Raw genomic sequence first — 16,281 nt, 5'->3', positions numbered from 1 at the left:
GAAGGTGACGGCGAGGACGCCCATGGCGGCTGCTCGGCCAATCACGGCGCACGAGGTACGTGGCGAAGGTTTCCGGCGTGGCCTTCAACGCTTCCCTGACGATGGCCATGGTTGCGCCCACCCCCCAGTGATCCCGGAACAGCTCTTCTGTTGTGCCGTGCAGGACGTGGGATTCCGAACTCAGGCTGAGAGCTTGGACGAGAGGTCGCACTTAGCATCCTTGTGGGCCTGGCGGGCAAAGGTTGTCGCCAGATCGATGAGGGCCTGCCGTGCCTCCTTGTCCGAGACCTCAAGAGGTTTCAGGGCATCGGCGATTACGGTCATGTTCCAGGGCTCCTTGCTTGTTCTCTCGCTGGAGTAACAGGGGACCCAGATCGCGGCCACCTCTGCGTTGGAGACGCCCTTGAGGCCAGCGTCGAAGTAGGTGATCTCTCCTCCGGAGTTTGGCGGGATCTCTGTCTCAGCCCACTGCTGCCAGGGCCTGGCGGAGCCCATTTCGGCCGTCAGTGAGAAGAGGGATTCGTCGTCGTCTCCCATCACGAAGCAGGTGCTCCTGAAGCCCTGGTCCCGGTCCGGCCTCCAAGTCCCGTCGAAGTCATACTTGGAGGACTGCGGCAGTACAGAGTTGAAAATCTCGGCAGTTTCTTGCCGGGCAGGCACATGCAGACAGACGTCTTCAGCCTGAATGTGTCCGCGCTTCTCGAAGGCTCCGAGGAGGTAGGCGGTGAGCAGCGCGATGGCGCCAGCAGCGGCCACAGCTCCACAAATGAGAGCCTTTCGCGTATGCCTGCGTTTGGTCGGTTCCGTCAAGGTCGATCACCTAATCGCTGTTGAACTGGCTGGAGGGCTACTGAGCAGCTCTGCTTTTCCTTATCAGTTCACCGGCGTCGCTGAAGCCCCTGCCTGTTTGGTCGCCGGCTCTGGACTCGGCCGCCTCGTCGCCAGTGGCAGCCTTGACGGACTCCTGGGTGGTCAGAATGGCTGATTGCTCGATCTGATCCATGCGCTTTACGTTCTGGTAGACCTGCTCCTTCTGTTCCTCTCCATCGTTACCAAAGCCGTCGAGGAGACCGTTGAAAACCTTTCCCGCGGCTGTTCCGGCCAGGCCGCCCGCGACGACGCCGCCGGGACCCGTGAACGGCGCTGTCGCAATGGCTGTCGCGCTGCCGACCAAGGAGCCTCCCCACGTGCTCGCATGGTCTTTCCAAGCGCCGTCTCGTGCGGCCGCATCAGCGTCATCCTTGTCGGCCTGGAAATGCTGACCGTCACCGATGACACCCTGGAAGAGGCCGGTATCGTAGGCGATTTTGTCGATGGTGTCCTTGGTATTTAGTGGGTAAGCATCTGGGTGCGCCGCCTGAGCCTCCATCAACGCGGCAGCATATACGTGCTGAGAGACGTTGAGTCGGTCGTACCCTTCCTTGTTGCGGGACACCGAATGCAGGAAACGCGCGGCATCGTACCTATCGATACGGGCTGTGACCCCTGTAGTCGGGAAGAGTTGGGCCCCGTTCTCTTTGTCAAAATCCAGCGACCGGTGCAGGTCCGGCATGTACTCGGCGGAGATGTTCGCGAAGCTGTCCGACATGTATTCGTGACTGCGCAGGCGGTCCTGGTCGGCGGACACCGAATTCACGAGGGCACTGAACAGGCCAGCCTGTTCCTTCGAGTGCTTGATGTCCTCGGCCGTGGCCGGTTCACCAGGCCGGTGGCCGGTGGTTGCTGCTTCGAGCGCATGGGCCATTGAGTTGCGGCCGGTCACGCTCGTCTTTCCTTCTACGCTGTCGTCCGGCCACTTGCGATCTTCGAAGAGATACTTGAAGTTCGACTCTGCTTTGCCGCCACCGCCTTTCTGTTCGGCGGTGAAGAACTTGGTTGCCGCCTCCGGGCTGTTGGAGAGCGCCTTCATGTAACCGGTGAGAGGGTCGTTGCCCTCGTCGTTGCCCAGATGGTTGACCGTGCTTGTAGTTCCCCAGCCGGAGCCGTAGGGCTGTTTGATGCCCTCCATTACGCGCTTGTCTTCCTTGATGAGCGCTGTTCCGTAGTCCTCAAGGAATTTGTCATCGTAGTCGCCGTAGCGCATGAGGCTGCTCATGACGACGAAGCCTGGAGGGCCACCGGAGCCGCCGCCTGGGGCAGGACCCGGATCTCTGATCGGATCGTCGCCGATCGCAACCATGTCCTTCTTCCACTTCATCATCGCTGGCGAATCAGAGTTGGTTGCCGCCGCTACGGTTAGACTCAGGTCCTTCTGCATCTTGTCGAGGTCGCCGGCACGCTTGAAGTCTGAGGTCTGGCCGTATCCGGAAGATTTGCCGAGGTTGCTCATCTCCTCCCAAAGCTGCAACGTCTTCTTTGCTCCGAGGGCTCCCACGACTTTCTCTGCGAAGGGGTATTCGTCATAGTTCTTGGCGAAAAGTTCGTTCAGCTCGTCGAACTCTTCTGGGCTGAGGTCCTCGGGGTCCTTCTTCGCCAGCTTCGTCGCGCGCTTGGCATCCTTGGTCGCCGCCGCGTTGGCTGCTCGGGTGACCTTCGCCTCGTTGACTTGGACCATGCCCTTGAAACCGGGGTACGGGTCGTTGTCCATGTTCATGGCCAAGTGGTAGCGCCTCTTCAACATGGGCAGTTCGTCCCGGGCCCAACTCGCTACGTGCAGGACGTCTTTGAACTCCTCGGCCCCCAAGCCGTAGGAGGCAAGCTCCATCTTGAAGTAGGAGGCCCGGTCCTGGAGGGTCTCCTGATCCCGTCGCACGGAATCGATCGTGCCTTTGAGCGCGTCTGGGTCTATCCCCGAAAAGACACTTCCGCTGCTTCCGCCTTCGTCGTTGAGCATGCTGCCGTCCCCGTTCGCATCACATTCACTGCGGGCCTTGATTCGCTTCTCAGTACATTCGCCTGTTGCGGTTCATCGAGCTGGCTTCCTCCGGCGTGACCTTCTCCGGCATACGGTCGATTTCGCGCTGAATGTCCTCAAGTGCCTTGTCGATGCGGGCGCGCACTGTCTTGCGGTGGCCAGCTACGTCGTTGTGCCATTTGTCGGCGTTCTTGCCCACCCATGACTTCGCGGAGTCCCGGCCCCCTTTCCCGACGTCCGCGGCCGCCCTCTTCAGGGCGTCGACCAGGTTGGACCGTTCTCGCTCTAGCTCCCGCTTCAGTCTCTGTAGCCGTTCCCGCTCCGGATTATCCTGTTTTGGCTTCTCGCCGTCGGCTCCCATTCCCCTACCTTATTCTTTTGTTCCTTGGGCATAAGACGGGCTACGACTGGTGCCCTCACTTCGGCGTGGGAGTGTGTTGCCGGGGCGCGAGGACAGGCAACTGCCTGAACGTTGATCGCAGTCAGGTGTGTTCACCGGTTGACCGACTGGATCTCCTGGACGGTGATGTCTTGTTCGCTGCCGAAGGTGCCGTCGGGGAGGGTTCCCGCTTCGCCGTTGGTCCCTTCCCAGGTGATCTCCCAGGTGACCGTGGCCTTGAGCTTGTATGTGTCTTCGCCGGACGAGCGCAGGTACGTGATGCCGCAGGGCGGGGTCTCATCGGACTTGCCTTTGGCCCAAGGCTCGCCGATGGAGCCATCGTCGTTGATCGCGCATTCGCCGGAGGCAGGGAAAGTTGTGGCGTCGTCTGTGCCGGGTTCGAGCTTGAGGGAGACCGGCTTGGCGGTGGTGGTGGCGGCGAGGTTCCAACCCGGGACGTTCAGGGAAGCGGTGACAGACACCTCGCGGAATTCGGCCTTGTCGAGCCAGGCCCAGGTTGGGAGGTTGACCTTGGTGATGTTCTCTGGAGCGAGGGAGATCTCCGTGTCCGGGACCTTCACCTCGTTGTAGGCGAGCATGGCCAGAGTCTCTGCGTCGATGGCGTCTTCGACCTCAGGGAAGTCCCCGTTCTCAACCCAGAAGTCCGCTCCACCGCAGGCCAGGTAGTCGTCCCCCTCAAGCCTGTCCCAGTCGTAGACGGCCCCCCAGAACATGCCCTCGCCAGTCTTGTCCTTATTGAAATCCTTGTAGGGTTTCCCCTCGATGTAGCGAGCCTGCTCCGCCGTATATCCCTGTCCAGCGCCGGTGAAGTGACCGACGTCCCAGCGCTTCTTGAATTCCTTCTCGTACTCCTCAGGCGTCCACTGCGGTTCGTACCAGCAAGCCGGGGGATCATAGTTGCCAACCGCAGTAAGTGCACCGGTGGACTTTCCAGTGCCGTTCTTCGAGACGTCGAAGGTGACCTGAGACGAGATCCTCTGGTCGTCCGATCCGCTGTCGGTGTCGACCTCATTGCGGGATCCACCAAACCCTATTCCCGCCTGCGCTGTTCCCGAGATCAGGAAGACGCTGAACGCGAGGGTGAGTGTAGCCAGGGCGCTCTTCCGAGCGGTGATCACGGAGTGCACTTCTCGCTCCCCCTCTTCGAAGCAACTTCAGTGGTGACCCAGACCTTCTTGGAGTTCAGCTCGAGGCGGCTGATGTAGTACACATACGAGTCGTCCGTGGGCGCGGACTTGTCGATCTTCTTCGTCTTTCGGTCCTTGTTGAAAACCTTGCTCTCGTCCGCACACATCGTGACGGCAGCCGTCTTCTCGCCAGAGAAGCTGACTTCGGGTGCGTAGTAGCGCGTGGTGCCGCTGATCGTCGCGTTGTGGTCCACGAACGTCTGGACCCACTTCGCCGCACCCACCAGGGCTTCACCCTCGTAATAGAAGCTCAGAGCAGGGGAGTTGGCGTCGCCATCCGTGATGGCCCGTTCGACCGCCGTCATGGAACGCCCGGCGTCGGCGAGGACGGCATCTTGGGCCACATCGCCTGTCTTCCAGCCCTCGAAGATCTCCTTCACGTCGTTGGGCAGAGACAGGTCCGGCCGTTCGATGTCATCCGACGCGCTCGCACTGGGCGAAGCCGACTTCGTCGATCCGCCGGTGTCGGCCCCCGCGATCTTGTCGTTCTCGCTGGACTTGTCGTCTCCGCTGCCGCAGGCCGTCAGGAGTAGGGCTGCGGTTGCGGCGAGCGCGGCAGCAACGGGCAAAGGGCGGCGCTTCACTGTGGGCTCCCCGTGAGACATAGGTTCCGTCAAGGGCAACGACGGTATCTGTGGGGCGGACGGTTTCGCCACAGCGAACTTCCTTGCATGGCTGGGCAGATGGGAAGAAAGCAGGGCAAGTCAAGGGCGCTTGTGGCCCGATTGTGTCTGGACACGCGAGGGCCCCGAGCGCGGGATGTGCGTTCGGGGCCGGTCGCGGGGTGCTATTTGCCAGGTTTCAGGTGTTGCTTGCGCGACGAGGGTTCTGTGGTGGCGTGAGGTGGTCGTTCAGATCTGGAACTCCTCGATGGGGGACTCGGGTTGGGCCCGGAGTTCGTTCTTCAGCAGGTCGCCTGGGTCGCGTTGTGTCCTCCCGTTCGGCAGCGGGGGCATTCGCATGGCGGGAACGCCCACGTGCGCGGTACGGATTCGGCGCGGCCACCGGCCAGGACCTCGACCTTGCCGCGGTCCTCAGTCACGGCGCCTTGGGCGTTGACTTTGTAGACGCGGAGGGTGAGGCGGGCGCGGCGACGAGGGGGCTCGGCGAGCTCCAGTGGGTCGCTCATGGATGGGTAGTGGTCGGCGCACTCGGTGCAGGCGTAGACGTTGAAGCCGGGGCCTGTTGCGGCGTGGACCTCGTGGACGAGTACCGGGGTGTTGGTGGTGCGGTGGCAGCGGGCGCACATCCGCACGGCGGGGCGGGTCATCGGGTGGCCGCCGGTACGCGGATGCCGTGGATGTCGTGCGGGCCGGTGTCGATGCCGAGGGTGGCGAGGTAGAGGGCGCGGCGGCGTTCGCGTTGGCGGCGGTGTTCGGCGGGGTCCAGGACGTAGGGGCGTACGAGAGGGGACGCACTGCCGTCGATGCGTTCGGTGAAGCGGGGCGGCGGGGCCGGGATGTACCGCAGCGGCGGGAGCGCGCCGAGGCGGTGGCGGCCTCGGGGGCGAGGGAGGCAGATGCTCAGCATCCAGGTGAGGAGTCGGAGGGTAAGGTCCAGCATGTCGGCGCTCCTTCGAAGCGTTCGGCCGCGCCCCCGGGCCGTCCCATCGGCCGCGGGGGTTTTCTTTCGCCTACCGTAGGGCGGCCTGTTACATCCTGTCTATACCTAGGTTGTTAAAGGGGCTGCTATGCCTGTATCCCCGCGCCTACGTATATTTCGCCTGTGTTCGAATTCGACCCCACCAGGCCCAAGTGGCAGCAGATCGCCGAGGTGATCCGGCAGCGGATCGCGAGCGGTGAGTACCCCGTGCGCGGGCTCATCTCCGAGGTGAAGCTGGAGCAGGAGTTCGGCGTTTCCCGGGTCACTGTGCGGAAGGCCACGGCTGCGTTGCGGGCAGAAGGGCTCATCGTCACCACGCCGGGCATGGGCTCCTTCGTCGCCGAACGGTGATCTTCCGCGACCAGCCGCCCCACCCTCACAAGGTGACCCCGTGTACATACCCTCCAACGCCCTCAACGGCAGCCGGCGATCCCGTCTTGCCATCGGCGTCATGTTGTGCATCGTCATGCTGATGCTCGGGATGGGGCTGACTGCCACCACGCTCCAAGGGGCCGGTGGCGACGTGCCGGCCGTCGTCGGCTTCGGGGCCGCAGCGGTGTCGGCGTACCTGCTCGCCTGGTGGAGTGCTCGTTTTTGGTACGCGGCTTTCTCTGAAGGGCGGCGTCCCGAGCCGGTTCCTCAGCCAGACCCGTGGCCCTGGGTGCCACCTCCGTTGATCATTGGCGTGGCCTTCGTTGTCTCGGGCCTCCGGGAATTGAGCCGCGGTGACAGCAGTGGGTGGTTCGGGGTGGGGTTCGGCGTGCTGTTCGGGGTGTCCGGTCTTCTGGGGCTCGTAGCGCTGGTGTTGATGGCCCGTGTCTCCAGAAACGGGGCCCGTGACGCTTCCGCCCTGGCCGTGCAGACGACCGAGCCGCCGAGGCCGCGTCGCGACTGGGGACCCCTCGGCTGAAGCGTTCCGCGGCGAACGGCCTGACCTCGTCCGAGAGTGAGCGGGAGCAGGCAGGCAACGTTGACGCTCGCCATGTCAATCCTGCGTCTGCTCCGAAGCCATGACGCCGCCCGAGAAGTCCCGCTCCGGAGGGTTGAGCCGGCCGCGGATCACATGCTCCGCTCAGCGGTTGACGGACATGGAGCCTCTAGACGAGGCTCTCGCAGGCGGATACGCCTATGGTGCGGGCGGAAGTTGCAGGTCGGTGCAATCGCGCTGTTCGGCCGCTCGCTTGGCAAACGCGACTAGTGCGGCTCGAGCGAAGGACGGATTCTCCGTCGTGGCGGTCTTCGCCAGGATCTGGAACAGGGCGCGGGACCCGTCGCCCGAGCACTCGGCACTCGCCCAGAAGAACTCCCAGGTGTCCTTCCCGCCGCCACCTGCCGGTTTCGCGATCACCTCGTCGTTCCAGCCCTCGGCGCGCTCCCGCTGCGCATACGGCCCGAACGAGGCCTCGAGGTAGTAGCCGTCTTCGGTTTCCTTTTCCTCCAACTGGCACACCTCGAACGGCGAGAGACCGTCGGCGGGGGCCTCCTTCACCTTGTCGATCCGCTTGTTCTGCGCCAAGGGCAGTCCGGCGCAGGTTCCCTTGGCCTCGTGTGGCGCCTCGAAGTCCGTCGCCAAGGCGATGGCCGGCACCCGCGTGCCGAGCCTGCTCTCGCAGCCCCACCGGTCGGCGGCTTCCGCGGCCGTCGCGGTGACCAACTCGGCCATCTTGCGGTTCTCGCTCGCCTTGGCAAGCCGGTTGCTGCGCACTGCGGTGACGGCGATCGTGCTGTCGCCTTTGGAGCACGGAAGAACGACAGAGGTGTTCATGCCATCGGTAAAGCCCCGCCACCCCCCACCCAAGGGTGTCGGAAGCGCCTTCGCTTGCTCCGGCGGGAGAGCGGACTTCAGTTCGGATGAGTCGGTCGGGATACGTGCGGCAGTGACGAAAATGTCCAAGTGCCCGATCCAGCAGAACTCGCGACCTCGCTCGGGCGTGCCATGCCGGACATCATGGGGCAATCCCGTGTCTGGGTCCGACGGAAGGCCGGTGAAGGCCACGGTCTCCTCGTACGGCAGCACACCGCCGCAGTACGACTCGAGCTTGTCCTCATAGCGCCAGCGTCTTCCGGTGTCGCTGAGTTGATACCAGCTGTAACCGCCAACGGTCGCCAGTACCACCGGCAACACAACGAAGACTGCCCAGCGGCGTATCCCCTGCACCTATCACCCCCGATGGCCGATCAGTCGCCGCACCTTACTCCGCGCACAATCCCTGGCGCCAAGGGGCACAGGAGTCCGTACTCAGCCCGGGAGCTTGGACGGGAGGTCGCGCTTCGCATCCTTGTGGGCGGAGCGGGCGGAGGCCGTGGCCAGATCGGTGAGCGTCTGACGGGCTTCGTCGTCCGAGGTCTCAAGGGGATTATGGGCAAGGGCGAATACAGTCATGTTCCAGGGCTCCTGCTAGCCCTTTAGGCGGTGACCGGCGGTTCGCTGTGCGACGGCTCACTGTCTTCTTGGACATTTGATTGGTTGGACTCTTCGTGAGTCTCCTCCCTGCTCAGGCCATGCATCCTTCAACCTTTTCATCAACGTGAATTTCCTTGGCTAGCCATAGGCCTTGCTGTCGCGCTGAGCGCTTCATCTCGATTCGAAGGTAAGAGTAATCACTGATGCTTTCCTCGCGGTGCCGTACTTTTCCCGTCGTGATGCTCACGTCGTAGAGTCTCGAATTATCTCGGCAGAAGTAGACCGTGGCGCTCTTCTTATTGCTGGGCATCTTTACACGCCCACTGAAGATTTGGATCCCCGTGATGCTAGCTTTGCCGTTGACGCGCTTCTTGATCTCTTCGTAGGCGTATTTCTGGGCACTTTCCAGGGTGTAACTGTAGAACTTGTACGCCGGGTCCTGTGCATCCTGGCGGAGAATCGCATAGTTGATAGACCGAAGGAAATTCTCTGCGTCGTTGAGCGCCGCTTTCTGTGCCGGATCGGACAGCTCTTCGCGAGCGAAGGCCATCCTGAGATCAGAGGGTAGGGTTATCTTCGGTCGGTCGATTGTGGCGAGCGAGCCCGTATTTGATGGGGACGGGTTTCTGGGGGTTGCTACAGGACTGCCGTCTTTGTCGTCGGCTTGAGATTTTTCATTACTTCCACTGCATGATGCAATCAGCACGGCTGTGGTTGTGATCAGCGTGGCAACGCTGAAGATCTTGCGGCGGCTCACTGGCCACTCCCGGTGGTGGTGGGCGTTCGTAGAAAAGATGATGCCAATGGAGTGGGCTGGGGCGTCGGCCGTGGCTCTCATGCTCGCGCGTGAGCACCTTGCGCGAATATGAGGGGGCTCGTCCCCCCAGCATTGGCCACAGTTTCAACGTCCGCGGTTGACGGACTGTATCTCCTGCACGGTGATCTCCCGGTCGTTGCCGAATGTGCCATCGGGGAGGTCTCCGCCCGCACCGCCCGTTCCAAGGGTCGGCGCTTCACTGCGGACTCTCCGTGAGGCATGGGTTCAGTCAAGGGCAATGACGGTATCCGTGGGGCGGACGGTTTCGCCACAGCGAACTTCCTTGCATGGCTGGGCAGATGGGAAGAAAACGGGGCAAGACAAGGGCGCTTGTCGCCCGATTGTGTCTGGACACGCGATGGCCCCGAGTGCGGGATGTGCGTTCGGGGTCGGTTGCGGGGTGCTATTTGCCGGGATTCGGGCGTTGCTTGCGCGACGAGGGTTCTGTGGTGGCGTGAGGTGGTCGTTCAGTTCTGGAACTCCTCGATGGGGGACTCGGGTGAGTGCCCCGGGTTCGTTCTCCATTAGGTCTCCGTAAGTTGTTGCGTGGCCCAAGAGGACGTTCCCGAGTCAGCTCAGGCTTGTTTGGCAAGCTCCTGGCGATCACCGGGATCGTGCGAATCTCGGTCCTTGCGGGGGCTGTTCGCACCTGTTCGGGACAGTGGGCGGCGCCAGCTGCGGAGTGTGGCCGACTGGGTTCGATGCCCCCACGGCAGCCGCTGTCCACCCTGAAAGCCTATTCTGAGTCGCTGGCGCGAAGGCCAAGTCGGCTATCGAGGGACAGGGGCAGGAAGGTCGTTTCGGGCGGCAAATCCGGATGACCTGGAGCATTTGGCGAAACTCCTGGACGGGCGTGGTGGGGTGGAGGACCGCCTTGACGAGGCCTTCACCCGAGCCGCCCAGTTGGGGGTGGGCGGGCATCTGGCGGCCCTGAAGCCCATGAGGTCCTGGACTCACAACGAGGCCCAGGATCTGCGTAAGCGCGCCACCATCGTGCGCCTCGAGAACGGCGACCCGATGGCCGGGCTGCTGTGGGCGGGGTTCACGGCGAAGGACCTTGAGAAGTACAAGGGCGAGGGGATCAAGCCGGAGACGCTGCTGCTGGCCAATTCGGTGGCGGCGAGCGACGATCCGAACGCGAAGGACCTGACGCGGCAGCCGGGGGAGAAGCTCGGCGACTATGTCGCACGGCTCGAGGCGCATGCGCTCTCGAAGATCCCTGGTCTGGAGCCGCACGAAGAGTCCCTCACCGAGATGATCAAATTCGGCGCCGACGCGTTCAACGTCGCGGCCGCAGCCCAGGTTGTCGGGGCGAACGGCTTCGCGGGAACCAAGGTGCTGCTGGGCAACGCGGTGAAGACCGGCAAGCTCGGGCCGATGAAGGCTGCCCTCGAGACACGGTGGACCGCGGCCGGCAGTAACTTCATCCTGAAATGGGCGGGCAGAGGGCTCAAGAACTACGATCCGCCGATCCGCTCGTTGTCCGCCCCCCGGAAGCTGGCTTCCCGGACAGCTGGGCAACATGGCCTCCCGGAGTCAGAGGTATCAAAGGGTCGCCAACGTGCCTCTTAGTTCCGGTTGGTTGGGTGACCGTTGGAGCAGCGGGTGGGACATGCTGCGCCGACGCGGCTTCATGAATGCCAAGTTGCTGGGCTTCACGCCGAATCAGGCCATCAACTTCTTCGCCGGGTCGGACGACATGGTCCGCCTCGCCGGGGTGACACACTCCGGGCAGCCAGTCACCCGCGCGGGCCAGGCCAGCCTGTTGAAGGTCGGGAAGGCCGGTGGGTTCAATGCGGCGGCGAAGACCGCAGGGCTGTGGCGAGGGGCCGGCCTCGTCGGGTCGGCGGGCGCGACGGCATTCTCGGTAGCCAATATCGCCACCATGGATCACGCGAAGGAGTGGGAGAAGAGCAAGGCCGGCTACCTGGCCAATTATGCGGAGGCCGGGTTCAACGCCTCCTTGACCATGGCGATGGTGGCGCCCAATCCCGTCACGATCGGTCTCGCCGTAGGGACCGGCATCGTCTATGGGGGACTGAAGGTCGTCGAGCACTGAGACGACATCACGGAAGGCGCCGGCAAGGCAGCCGACTGGGTGGGTGACAAGGCGAGTGACATCGGGAATGACATCGCCGACGGCGCCAAGGAGCTGGGCAGCGCACTCAACCCGTTCTACTAGTAGGGCTTGGTCAGGTCGGTATCGCTGTGGGTATGTCGCGGTGACAGGTGGGGCAGGCGCCGGTCCAGACCGCGAGGAGTAGCTGAAGTTCGCGGGCGACCTTGTAGAGGCTCAGGCCGACGCCGTCTCTTTTGGGGACCGGGTGATGCGCTGGAGGGTGCAGAAGGCGTGCGCGACGGAGACGAGGGTGACGTGGTGGTGCCAGCCTCGCCAGGTGCGGCCCTCGAAGTGGGCCAGGCCCAGGACCTGCTTCATCTCGCGGTAGTCGTGCTCGATGCGCCAGCGCAGCTTCGCGGTGCGCACGAGGGTGGCCAGCGGGGTGTCGGCGGGCAGGTTGGACAGCCAGAACTGGACGGGTTCGGGTTCGGTGGCGGGCCATTCGGCCAGCAGCCAGCGCACGGGCAGTTCGGGTCCGTCGGTGTTCTTGCGGATCTCGCGTCCGGCGGGCCTGATCCGCAGGGCCACGAACCGCGAGTACATCCGCTTCCAGCCGCTGCGGCCGCTGCCCGGGCGGGAGCCTTCCCGCCACTGCACCGGCTTCGCGGCCCGCTTGCCGGCCTCGATGACCAGCTTCTTCACGGCCTGGGCCGGCTCGGGGTAAACGGGCTGCGGCCGAGGCCCGCGACCGCCGTAGGGCGGGACGTGGGGCCTGGCTTCTTCCGGCTGGGCAGTGGTCGTGGTGGAGATGCCCACCGCGTAGTCAAGGCCGCGTTCCTCCAGGCCGAGGCGGAAGGCCGCGGCATCGCCGTAGCCTCCGTCGGCGACGACGAGGGGGACCTCGATGCCCCACGACCTCGTCTCGTCGATCATGTCCAGGGCCAGCTGCCACTTCTCGACATGGCCGACCTCTTCGGGGATGCCGCATTTCGTGCGGCGGGCCACCTTGGCCGGATCGGCCTTCGGGGAGGCGGGGTCCCAGCTCTCGGGCAGGAACAAGCGCCAGTCGACGGCCGCCGACGCTGCGTCGGAGGCCAGATGCAACGACACCCCGGCCTGGCAGTTGGTGACCTTGCCCGCGGTGCCGGTGTACTGCCGGGCCACGCACGCCGAGGCGTCCCCGTCCTTGAGGAAGCCGGTGTCATCGACGATCAGCGCCGTCGGCTTGACCACCTGCTGCATCCGCCAGGCGAGGCGGGCCCGCACATGCGCTGCCTCCCACGGGCTGGTGGTGATGAAGTGGGCCAGAGCCTGCCGGTTGCCGTCCTCACCCAGCCGGGCGGCCATCGGCTCCACCGACTTGCGCCGCCCGTCCAGCAACAGCCCCCGCAGATAGACCTCGCCCCACCGGCGCTGATCCGCCCGCGCGAACGGCTCGAACATCTCCGCCGCGAAGTCCTCCAGATCACACCGGACCGCGGCCAACTCCCCACCCAGCACACCCGCTCAACGACCCAACCGATCAAACGGACACGCCACCGGCGAATGAACCTGACCAAGCACTACTAGCAACGACGTCAGAGAAGCGACCGTAGGAATGAGCAGTAGTCGCCATGGAAACAAGCAGTGAACCCCTGAAGTTCGAGCTGCTGCCGTACAAGATCACCTCAAAAAAGGAGTTGCCCCAGGCCGGAGTCAAAGGAGATGTAGGGCATTTCGGATCCGTGACCGTGGAGCGCTGCCCGCTCTACCGGCCACTCGAAAAGGGAATGGAGACCGCTCGGCTGAGCGGTCCCGCCTTCCCGGAGACGACCTTCCGGGGAAAGCGCAGGTCGGGACAGCCTTCGCTGTTCAAGGCCGAACTCACCCTTGACGGCCGACGTGCGGAGCTGCGCTTCAACGCCCGGGCCCTGCGAAAGGGGGACAGGGCGCTGCGCATCGCGTACGAGGGTCGGGAGTACGTCTACTCCTCGGAGGAGCTGGGCAGTGTGAAGGTTCTGGAGAGAGAGGGCGTCCGGGTCTCGATTGAGCCCGGTCGGCACGTTCCGCCTGCCACGACCTTCAGCGCGGGCACGGCCACCGGCCCGGTTGACGCGGTGGACCTGGCGATCGCCATCGTGCTGGAGGAGGTGGACACTGAAGTCCTCACTCTGAGCGGCGCCGTGTTCTCGTCCCCATTCGCCCTGATGCAAAAATTCTCGGACCAGGCGGAGTAGCGGACTCTGCCAGGCCCCGTTCAGCGCAGGCTCAGCTCTTCCTTCTCCGGCAGCAGGTCGGTCAGCTTCCGCCAGATCTCCCCGGCCTCCGAGCGAACCAAGTGCAGGGGGCTTTCCGGGGTGACCTGGCCGGGGAGGATCGGCTCCTCCGGTTGCTCACGGATCCAGTAACCCCGGGGGCCGCAGTCCCAGACCGCCAGGCTGCGAAGCATCGGCGCATGCTCGCCGTCGTGCTGTCCGTCCCAGGCGACGGTGACACGCCAGTACGAGTTCAAGGCGAGCACCAGCTCCGTCAGAGTGGCCGCCATCTCCTCGGAGGTGCCAGCCTCGGTGAGCTCTTTGTGGATCGCAGCCTGGTCCTCCTCAAGTTCTCCGGAGGGAGCAGACAGAATCGCGAAGGCGGCATCCAGCGACTTCATGGTCGATACGACGCGGGGCGTCGGCGGCTGCTCGTCGGCACCACGGCGCAGATGGACCATGCGGGCGAGCTCGAAGACGAGCGTGCTCGGTTCGACCGGGATGTACTCCGACTCCTCCTCGCCCGGCCAGCCTTCGTGCGCGATCACCGTGCTCTGACCGACGATGATGCCGTGGTGCACGGGGCCGGGCTCACCGGTGATCTCGACACTGATGTTGAGGACGGGGGCGTCCAGCGCCTCCACCAACTCACGCAACAGCGGTGAGAGTTGCTCCTCCTGGCCGACCAGACCCAGTTCCTGCAACTCTCCGAGGGACGGGAAGAGCTCCGGGCTCGGCGTCTCTCCCTCGGCGAGACGGGCGAGTACCCGGACGTGGCGATCGGCAAGGCGCAGGCGGGACCTTGAGCTGTCGTACGCGGGCATGAACCAATCCTCCGCAGGTGGGGGTGGCATGAGGCCAACCCAACGGGGGATCGTGGCGGCCTAGAAGGCCGATGAAGATCTTGGTGAGGGGTTGTCCGGCCGTCGGGCCGGACAACCCCTCCGGTCATGCACCGGCCGGTGCGAGGTGCCAGGTACCACGGGTGTGGGTGAGTCCGAGGTTGATCAGTCGGCGGAGGTTGAGGGCGGCGGCCCGGGTGTGGAGCCAGGTGTCGTTCTTGATGGTGCCGCGGTAGCGCAGGCGCCGGTTGCCGTGGTGGACGAGCCAGGCGACGGCGCGTTCGACCGGTGGGCGCCAGCGGCGGTAGTCGGCCTGCCAGCCGGGGTCGGTGGCGGCCTGGCGGCGGGCGGCTGTCTGGAGGTCGTGGTGCGGGCGGATGGTCAGGGTGCGTCCGGCCTTGGCTCTGGTGCACTGCTCGCGCAGGGGGCATCGGGTGCACAAGTCCCCGAAAGAGGCTTTGCGTTGGTGGTGCCGGCCGCCGGGGTCGGACAGGGCCACGGCGTGTCCGGCCGGGCAGGTCACGACGGCGGCCGTGGTGTCGATGGCGAAGTCGTCGACGGTGAAGCCGCCGGGGACGGCAGGCCGCAGCGGGGCGGGCTTGAGGAACAGCCGGTGCCCGGCCTCGTGGAGGGTCTGGCGGACATCGCCGGTGGAGTAGGCGGTGTCGCCGAAGGTATCGAGCGGGGTGTCCTCGTCGGCGAGCAGGTCCAGGCCGACCGCGGCCTCGTGGTGCTCGGGCCCGGCGCCGGGTCTGAGGGCGACGGCGGTGTATAACCCGGTCTCGGGCTCGACGGCCAGGTGGGCCTTGAAGCCGTCCTGCTGGTGGCTGCGGGTCTTGTGCACGTGCCGGGCTTCCGGGTCGACGGTGGAGACCATCCGGTTCGGGGCGGTGCCCCGGGTGATGCGCCAGCGGCCGTCACGGCCGTCGGAGTCCCCGGCGGGCTCGACGTCTTGTCCTGCGACCAGGGCCAGGATGCCCACCGCGTTCGCGGCTTTCTCCCCGAGTTGCTGTTCGGGCAGGTGGCCCAGCAGCCGCAGCGCGTCGGTGACCAGCGCGTCGACCAGGCCGGCGCGGGCCTGCTCGTCGTTCCAGGCGATGCGGGGCTTGCCCGGGTCGGTGTAGTCGTGCGCGCTGCACTGGGCAGCGGCGACCTCGGCCGCTGCGGGGACTTCGCGGATCACCGCGCGGACGGCGGCGATGATCTGGGTGACGGTGTCCTGGGTGGCGACCGCGTCGTCCAGCACGGTGGAGTCCAGCGCCCGGCGGTGCTTGCCCTTCAGCACGCCGGTGGCCTTCACGACCTCGCGCACGGCGTCGAAGATACGGTTCGGGCGGGTGGAACGGGCCAGCCGGCGGCGGAAGTAGGCCAGCAGCGACGGGTCGAACGCCATGTCGTTGAGGCCGAGCCCACAGGCGGCCTTCCACCACAGGTCGCACCGCAGTTCCTGGACCGTCTCGAAGTCCGACAGCCCGTGCAGGGCCTGCAAGGTGATCGCGGCGGCCAGGATCTGCGGCGGCATGCTCGGCCGCCCGTTCGCCGACGGATACATGTCCGCGAACATCTCAGCCGGAAACAGCTCTCCGCGGTGCTCGGCCAGGAACGCGAACACGCTCCCGGCCGGAATCAGATCCCGGCATGTCTCCCACACGTCCGGCCCGACCATCTCGCCGACCCACTCGCCCATCGCCACACAACGAGTCTGGCCCTACCGCTCACACGGCAGGGCCAGAACCCAAGATCTTCATCGGCCTTCTAGTAGGACTCCGTTAGGTTGCTCTGGCTCTTGGGTTCTGGCTGGTGGTGGACGTTCTGGGCAGGGGGCGGTGGCAGGTGGTGCAGGTGCCGGTCCAGCAGTTCAGCAGGTCTTGGATGGCGTCGA

18 protein-coding genes are annotated in these 16,281 nt (G+C 64.9%); 5 read left to right on the top strand and 13 right to left on the bottom strand.

Annotated elements, in window-relative coordinates; genetic code table 11:
• Positions 1–180 precede the first annotated feature (180 nt).
• The 7 genes from G6048_RS27730 to G6048_RS27700 all read right to left on the bottom strand — a co-directional run bounded on the left by G6048_RS27730 (position 181) and on the right by G6048_RS27700 (position 6,004).
• A complete protein-coding gene (locus tag G6048_RS27730) occupies positions 181–756 on the bottom strand; it encodes a hypothetical protein (protein WP_328827136.1) in 576 nt (191 codons plus the stop codon).
• Between the two features lie 91 nt (positions 757–847).
• Entirely contained in the window at positions 848–2,833 is a 1,986-nt protein-coding gene (locus tag G6048_RS27725) for a DUF6571 family protein (protein ID WP_165342315.1), read from the bottom strand.
• 49 nt (positions 2,834–2,882) lie between these two features.
• The gene (locus tag G6048_RS27720) at positions 2,883–3,215 is read right to left on the bottom strand and encodes a hypothetical protein (protein WP_165342314.1); all 333 of its coding nucleotides are present in this window, start codon (positions 3,213–3,215) and stop codon (positions 2,883–2,885) included.
• Positions 3,216–3,346: 131 nt separating this feature from the next.
• Positions 3,347–4,381 (bottom strand): hypothetical protein, encoded by a 1,035-nt coding sequence (locus G6048_RS27715; protein WP_328827133.1) that lies wholly within the window; start codon positions 4,379–4,381, stop codon positions 3,347–3,349.
• Positions 4,369–5,025, bottom strand: a complete 657-nt coding sequence (locus G6048_RS27710) for a hypothetical protein (protein ID WP_328827131.1) — start codon at positions 5,023–5,025, stop codon at positions 4,369–4,371. Before G6048_RS27710 ends, G6048_RS27715 begins: the two co-directional genes overlap by 13 nt.
• A gap of 320 nt (positions 5,026–5,345) precedes the next feature.
• Complete coding sequence (locus G6048_RS27705; RefSeq protein ID WP_165342304.1) at positions 5,346–5,711, bottom strand: hypothetical protein; 366 nt, start codon at positions 5,709–5,711, stop codon at positions 5,346–5,348.
• Positions 5,708–6,004, bottom strand: a complete 297-nt coding sequence (locus G6048_RS27700) for a hypothetical protein (RefSeq protein WP_165342303.1) — start codon at positions 6,002–6,004, stop codon at positions 5,708–5,710. Before G6048_RS27700 ends, G6048_RS27705 begins: the two co-directional genes overlap by 4 nt.
• A gap of 162 nt (positions 6,005–6,166) precedes the next feature.
• Here G6048_RS27700 and G6048_RS27695 point away from each other — a divergent pair, with 162 nt between their 5' ends.
• Positions 6,167–6,394 (top strand): GntR family transcriptional regulator, encoded by a 228-nt coding sequence (locus G6048_RS27695; RefSeq protein WP_165342312.1) that lies wholly within the window; start codon positions 6,167–6,169, stop codon positions 6,392–6,394.
• Between the two features lie 40 nt (positions 6,395–6,434).
• Positions 6,435–6,953, top strand: coding sequence for a hypothetical protein (locus G6048_RS27690; protein ID WP_165342311.1), 519 nt, complete (start codon positions 6,435–6,437; stop codon positions 6,951–6,953).
• Between the two features lie 216 nt (positions 6,954–7,169).
• Here the strand turns inward: G6048_RS27690 and G6048_RS27685 are convergent, their stop codons facing one another.
• The 3 genes from G6048_RS27685 to G6048_RS27675 form a co-directional block, all read right to left on the bottom strand.
• Positions 7,170–8,165 (bottom strand): hypothetical protein, encoded by a 996-nt coding sequence (locus G6048_RS27685; RefSeq protein ID WP_165342310.1) that lies wholly within the window; start codon positions 8,163–8,165, stop codon positions 7,170–7,172.
• A 117-nt stretch (positions 8,166–8,282) separates the two neighbouring features.
• On the bottom strand, positions 8,283–8,426 hold the full coding sequence (locus G6048_RS27680; RefSeq protein WP_165342309.1) for a hypothetical protein: 144 nt from the start codon (positions 8,424–8,426) through the stop codon (positions 8,283–8,285).
• A gap of 112 nt (positions 8,427–8,538) precedes the next feature.
• Positions 8,539–9,285: a hypothetical protein gene (locus G6048_RS27675; protein WP_165342308.1), complete on the bottom strand. Its 747-nt coding sequence runs from the start codon at positions 9,283–9,285 to the stop codon at positions 8,539–8,541.
• Between the two features lie 810 nt (positions 9,286–10,095).
• Between G6048_RS27675 and G6048_RS51975 the strand changes: the two genes are divergently transcribed.
• Together G6048_RS51975 and G6048_RS51970 are read left to right on the top strand one after the other, a co-directional pair.
• Positions 10,096–10,836, top strand: a complete 741-nt coding sequence (locus tag G6048_RS51975; protein WP_408056181.1) for a hypothetical protein — start codon at positions 10,096–10,098, stop codon at positions 10,834–10,836.
• Positions 10,837–10,876: 40 nt separating this feature from the next.
• A complete protein-coding gene (locus G6048_RS51970) occupies positions 10,877–11,323 on the top strand; it encodes a hypothetical protein (protein ID WP_408056180.1) in 447 nt (148 codons plus the stop codon).
• Between the two features lie 234 nt (positions 11,324–11,557).
• Here the strand turns inward: G6048_RS51970 and G6048_RS27665 are convergent, their stop codons facing one another.
• Positions 11,558–12,823: an IS701 family transposase gene (locus tag G6048_RS27665; protein WP_165342307.1), complete on the bottom strand. Its 1,266-nt coding sequence runs from the start codon at positions 12,821–12,823 to the stop codon at positions 11,558–11,560.
• 113 nt (positions 12,824–12,936) lie between these two features.
• Here G6048_RS27665 and G6048_RS27660 point away from each other — a divergent pair, with 113 nt between their 5' ends.
• Positions 12,937–13,539, top strand: a complete 603-nt coding sequence (locus G6048_RS27660) for a hypothetical protein (protein ID WP_165342306.1) — start codon at positions 12,937–12,939, stop codon at positions 13,537–13,539.
• 20 nt (positions 13,540–13,559) lie between these two features.
• Here G6048_RS27660 and G6048_RS27655 read toward each other — a convergent pair whose 3' ends face one another.
• Together G6048_RS27655 and G6048_RS27650 are read right to left on the bottom strand one after the other, a co-directional pair.
• Positions 13,560–14,381, bottom strand: a complete 822-nt coding sequence (locus G6048_RS27655; RefSeq protein ID WP_165342305.1) for a hypothetical protein — start codon at positions 14,379–14,381, stop codon at positions 13,560–13,562.
• 124 nt (positions 14,382–14,505) lie between these two features.
• On the bottom strand, positions 14,506–16,086 hold the full coding sequence (locus G6048_RS27650) for an IS1182 family transposase (protein ID WP_165342330.1): 1,581 nt from the start codon (positions 16,084–16,086) through the stop codon (positions 14,506–14,508).
• Between the last annotated feature and the right edge of the window lie 195 nt (positions 16,087–16,281).

The organism is Streptomyces ureilyticus (assembly GCF_011045025.1).
Taxonomy (GTDB): Bacteria; Actinomycetota; Actinomycetes; order Streptomycetales; family Streptomycetaceae; genus Streptomyces; species Streptomyces ureilyticus.
The sequence above is the reverse complement of the archived record's forward strand: the minus strand, read 5'-3'. Positions and strand labels throughout refer to the sequence as shown.

What these genes read in the sequence shown, in the direction of transcription:
- G6048_RS27725 (WP_165342315.1), bottom strand. Translation starts at nt 2,833, where the DNA reads ATGCTCAACGACGAAGGCGGAAGCAGCGGAAGTGTCTTTTCGGGGATA.
- G6048_RS27720 (WP_165342314.1), bottom strand. Translation starts at nt 3,215, where the DNA reads ATGGGAGCCGACGGCGAGAAGCCAAAACAGGATAATCCGGAGCGGGAA.
- G6048_RS27705 (WP_165342304.1), bottom strand. Translation starts at nt 5,711, where the DNA reads ATGACCCGCCCCGCCGTGCGGATGTGCGCCCGCTGCCACCGCACCACC.
- G6048_RS27700 (WP_165342303.1), bottom strand. Translation starts at nt 6,004, where the DNA reads ATGCTGGACCTTACCCTCCGACTCCTCACCTGGATGCTGAGCATCTGC.
- G6048_RS27680 (WP_165342309.1), bottom strand. Translation starts at nt 8,426, where the DNA reads ATGACTGTATTCGCCCTTGCCCATAATCCCCTTGAGACCTCGGACGAC.
- G6048_RS27675 (WP_165342308.1), bottom strand. Translation starts at nt 9,285, where the DNA reads ATGAGAGCCACGGCCGACGCCCCAGCCCACTCCATTGGCATCATCTTT.
- G6048_RS51970 (WP_408056180.1), top strand. Translation starts at nt 10,877, where the DNA reads ATGCTGCGCCGACGCGGCTTCATGAATGCCAAGTTGCTGGGCTTCACG.
- G6048_RS27660 (WP_165342306.1), top strand. Translation starts at nt 12,937, where the DNA reads ATGGAAACAAGCAGTGAACCCCTGAAGTTCGAGCTGCTGCCGTACAAG.
- G6048_RS27655 (WP_165342305.1), bottom strand. Translation starts at nt 14,381, where the DNA reads ATGCCCGCGTACGACAGCTCAAGGTCCCGCCTGCGCCTTGCCGATCGC.
- G6048_RS27650 (WP_165342330.1), bottom strand. Translation starts at nt 16,086, where the DNA reads ATGGGCGAGTGGGTCGGCGAGATGGTCGGGCCGGACGTGTGGGAGACA.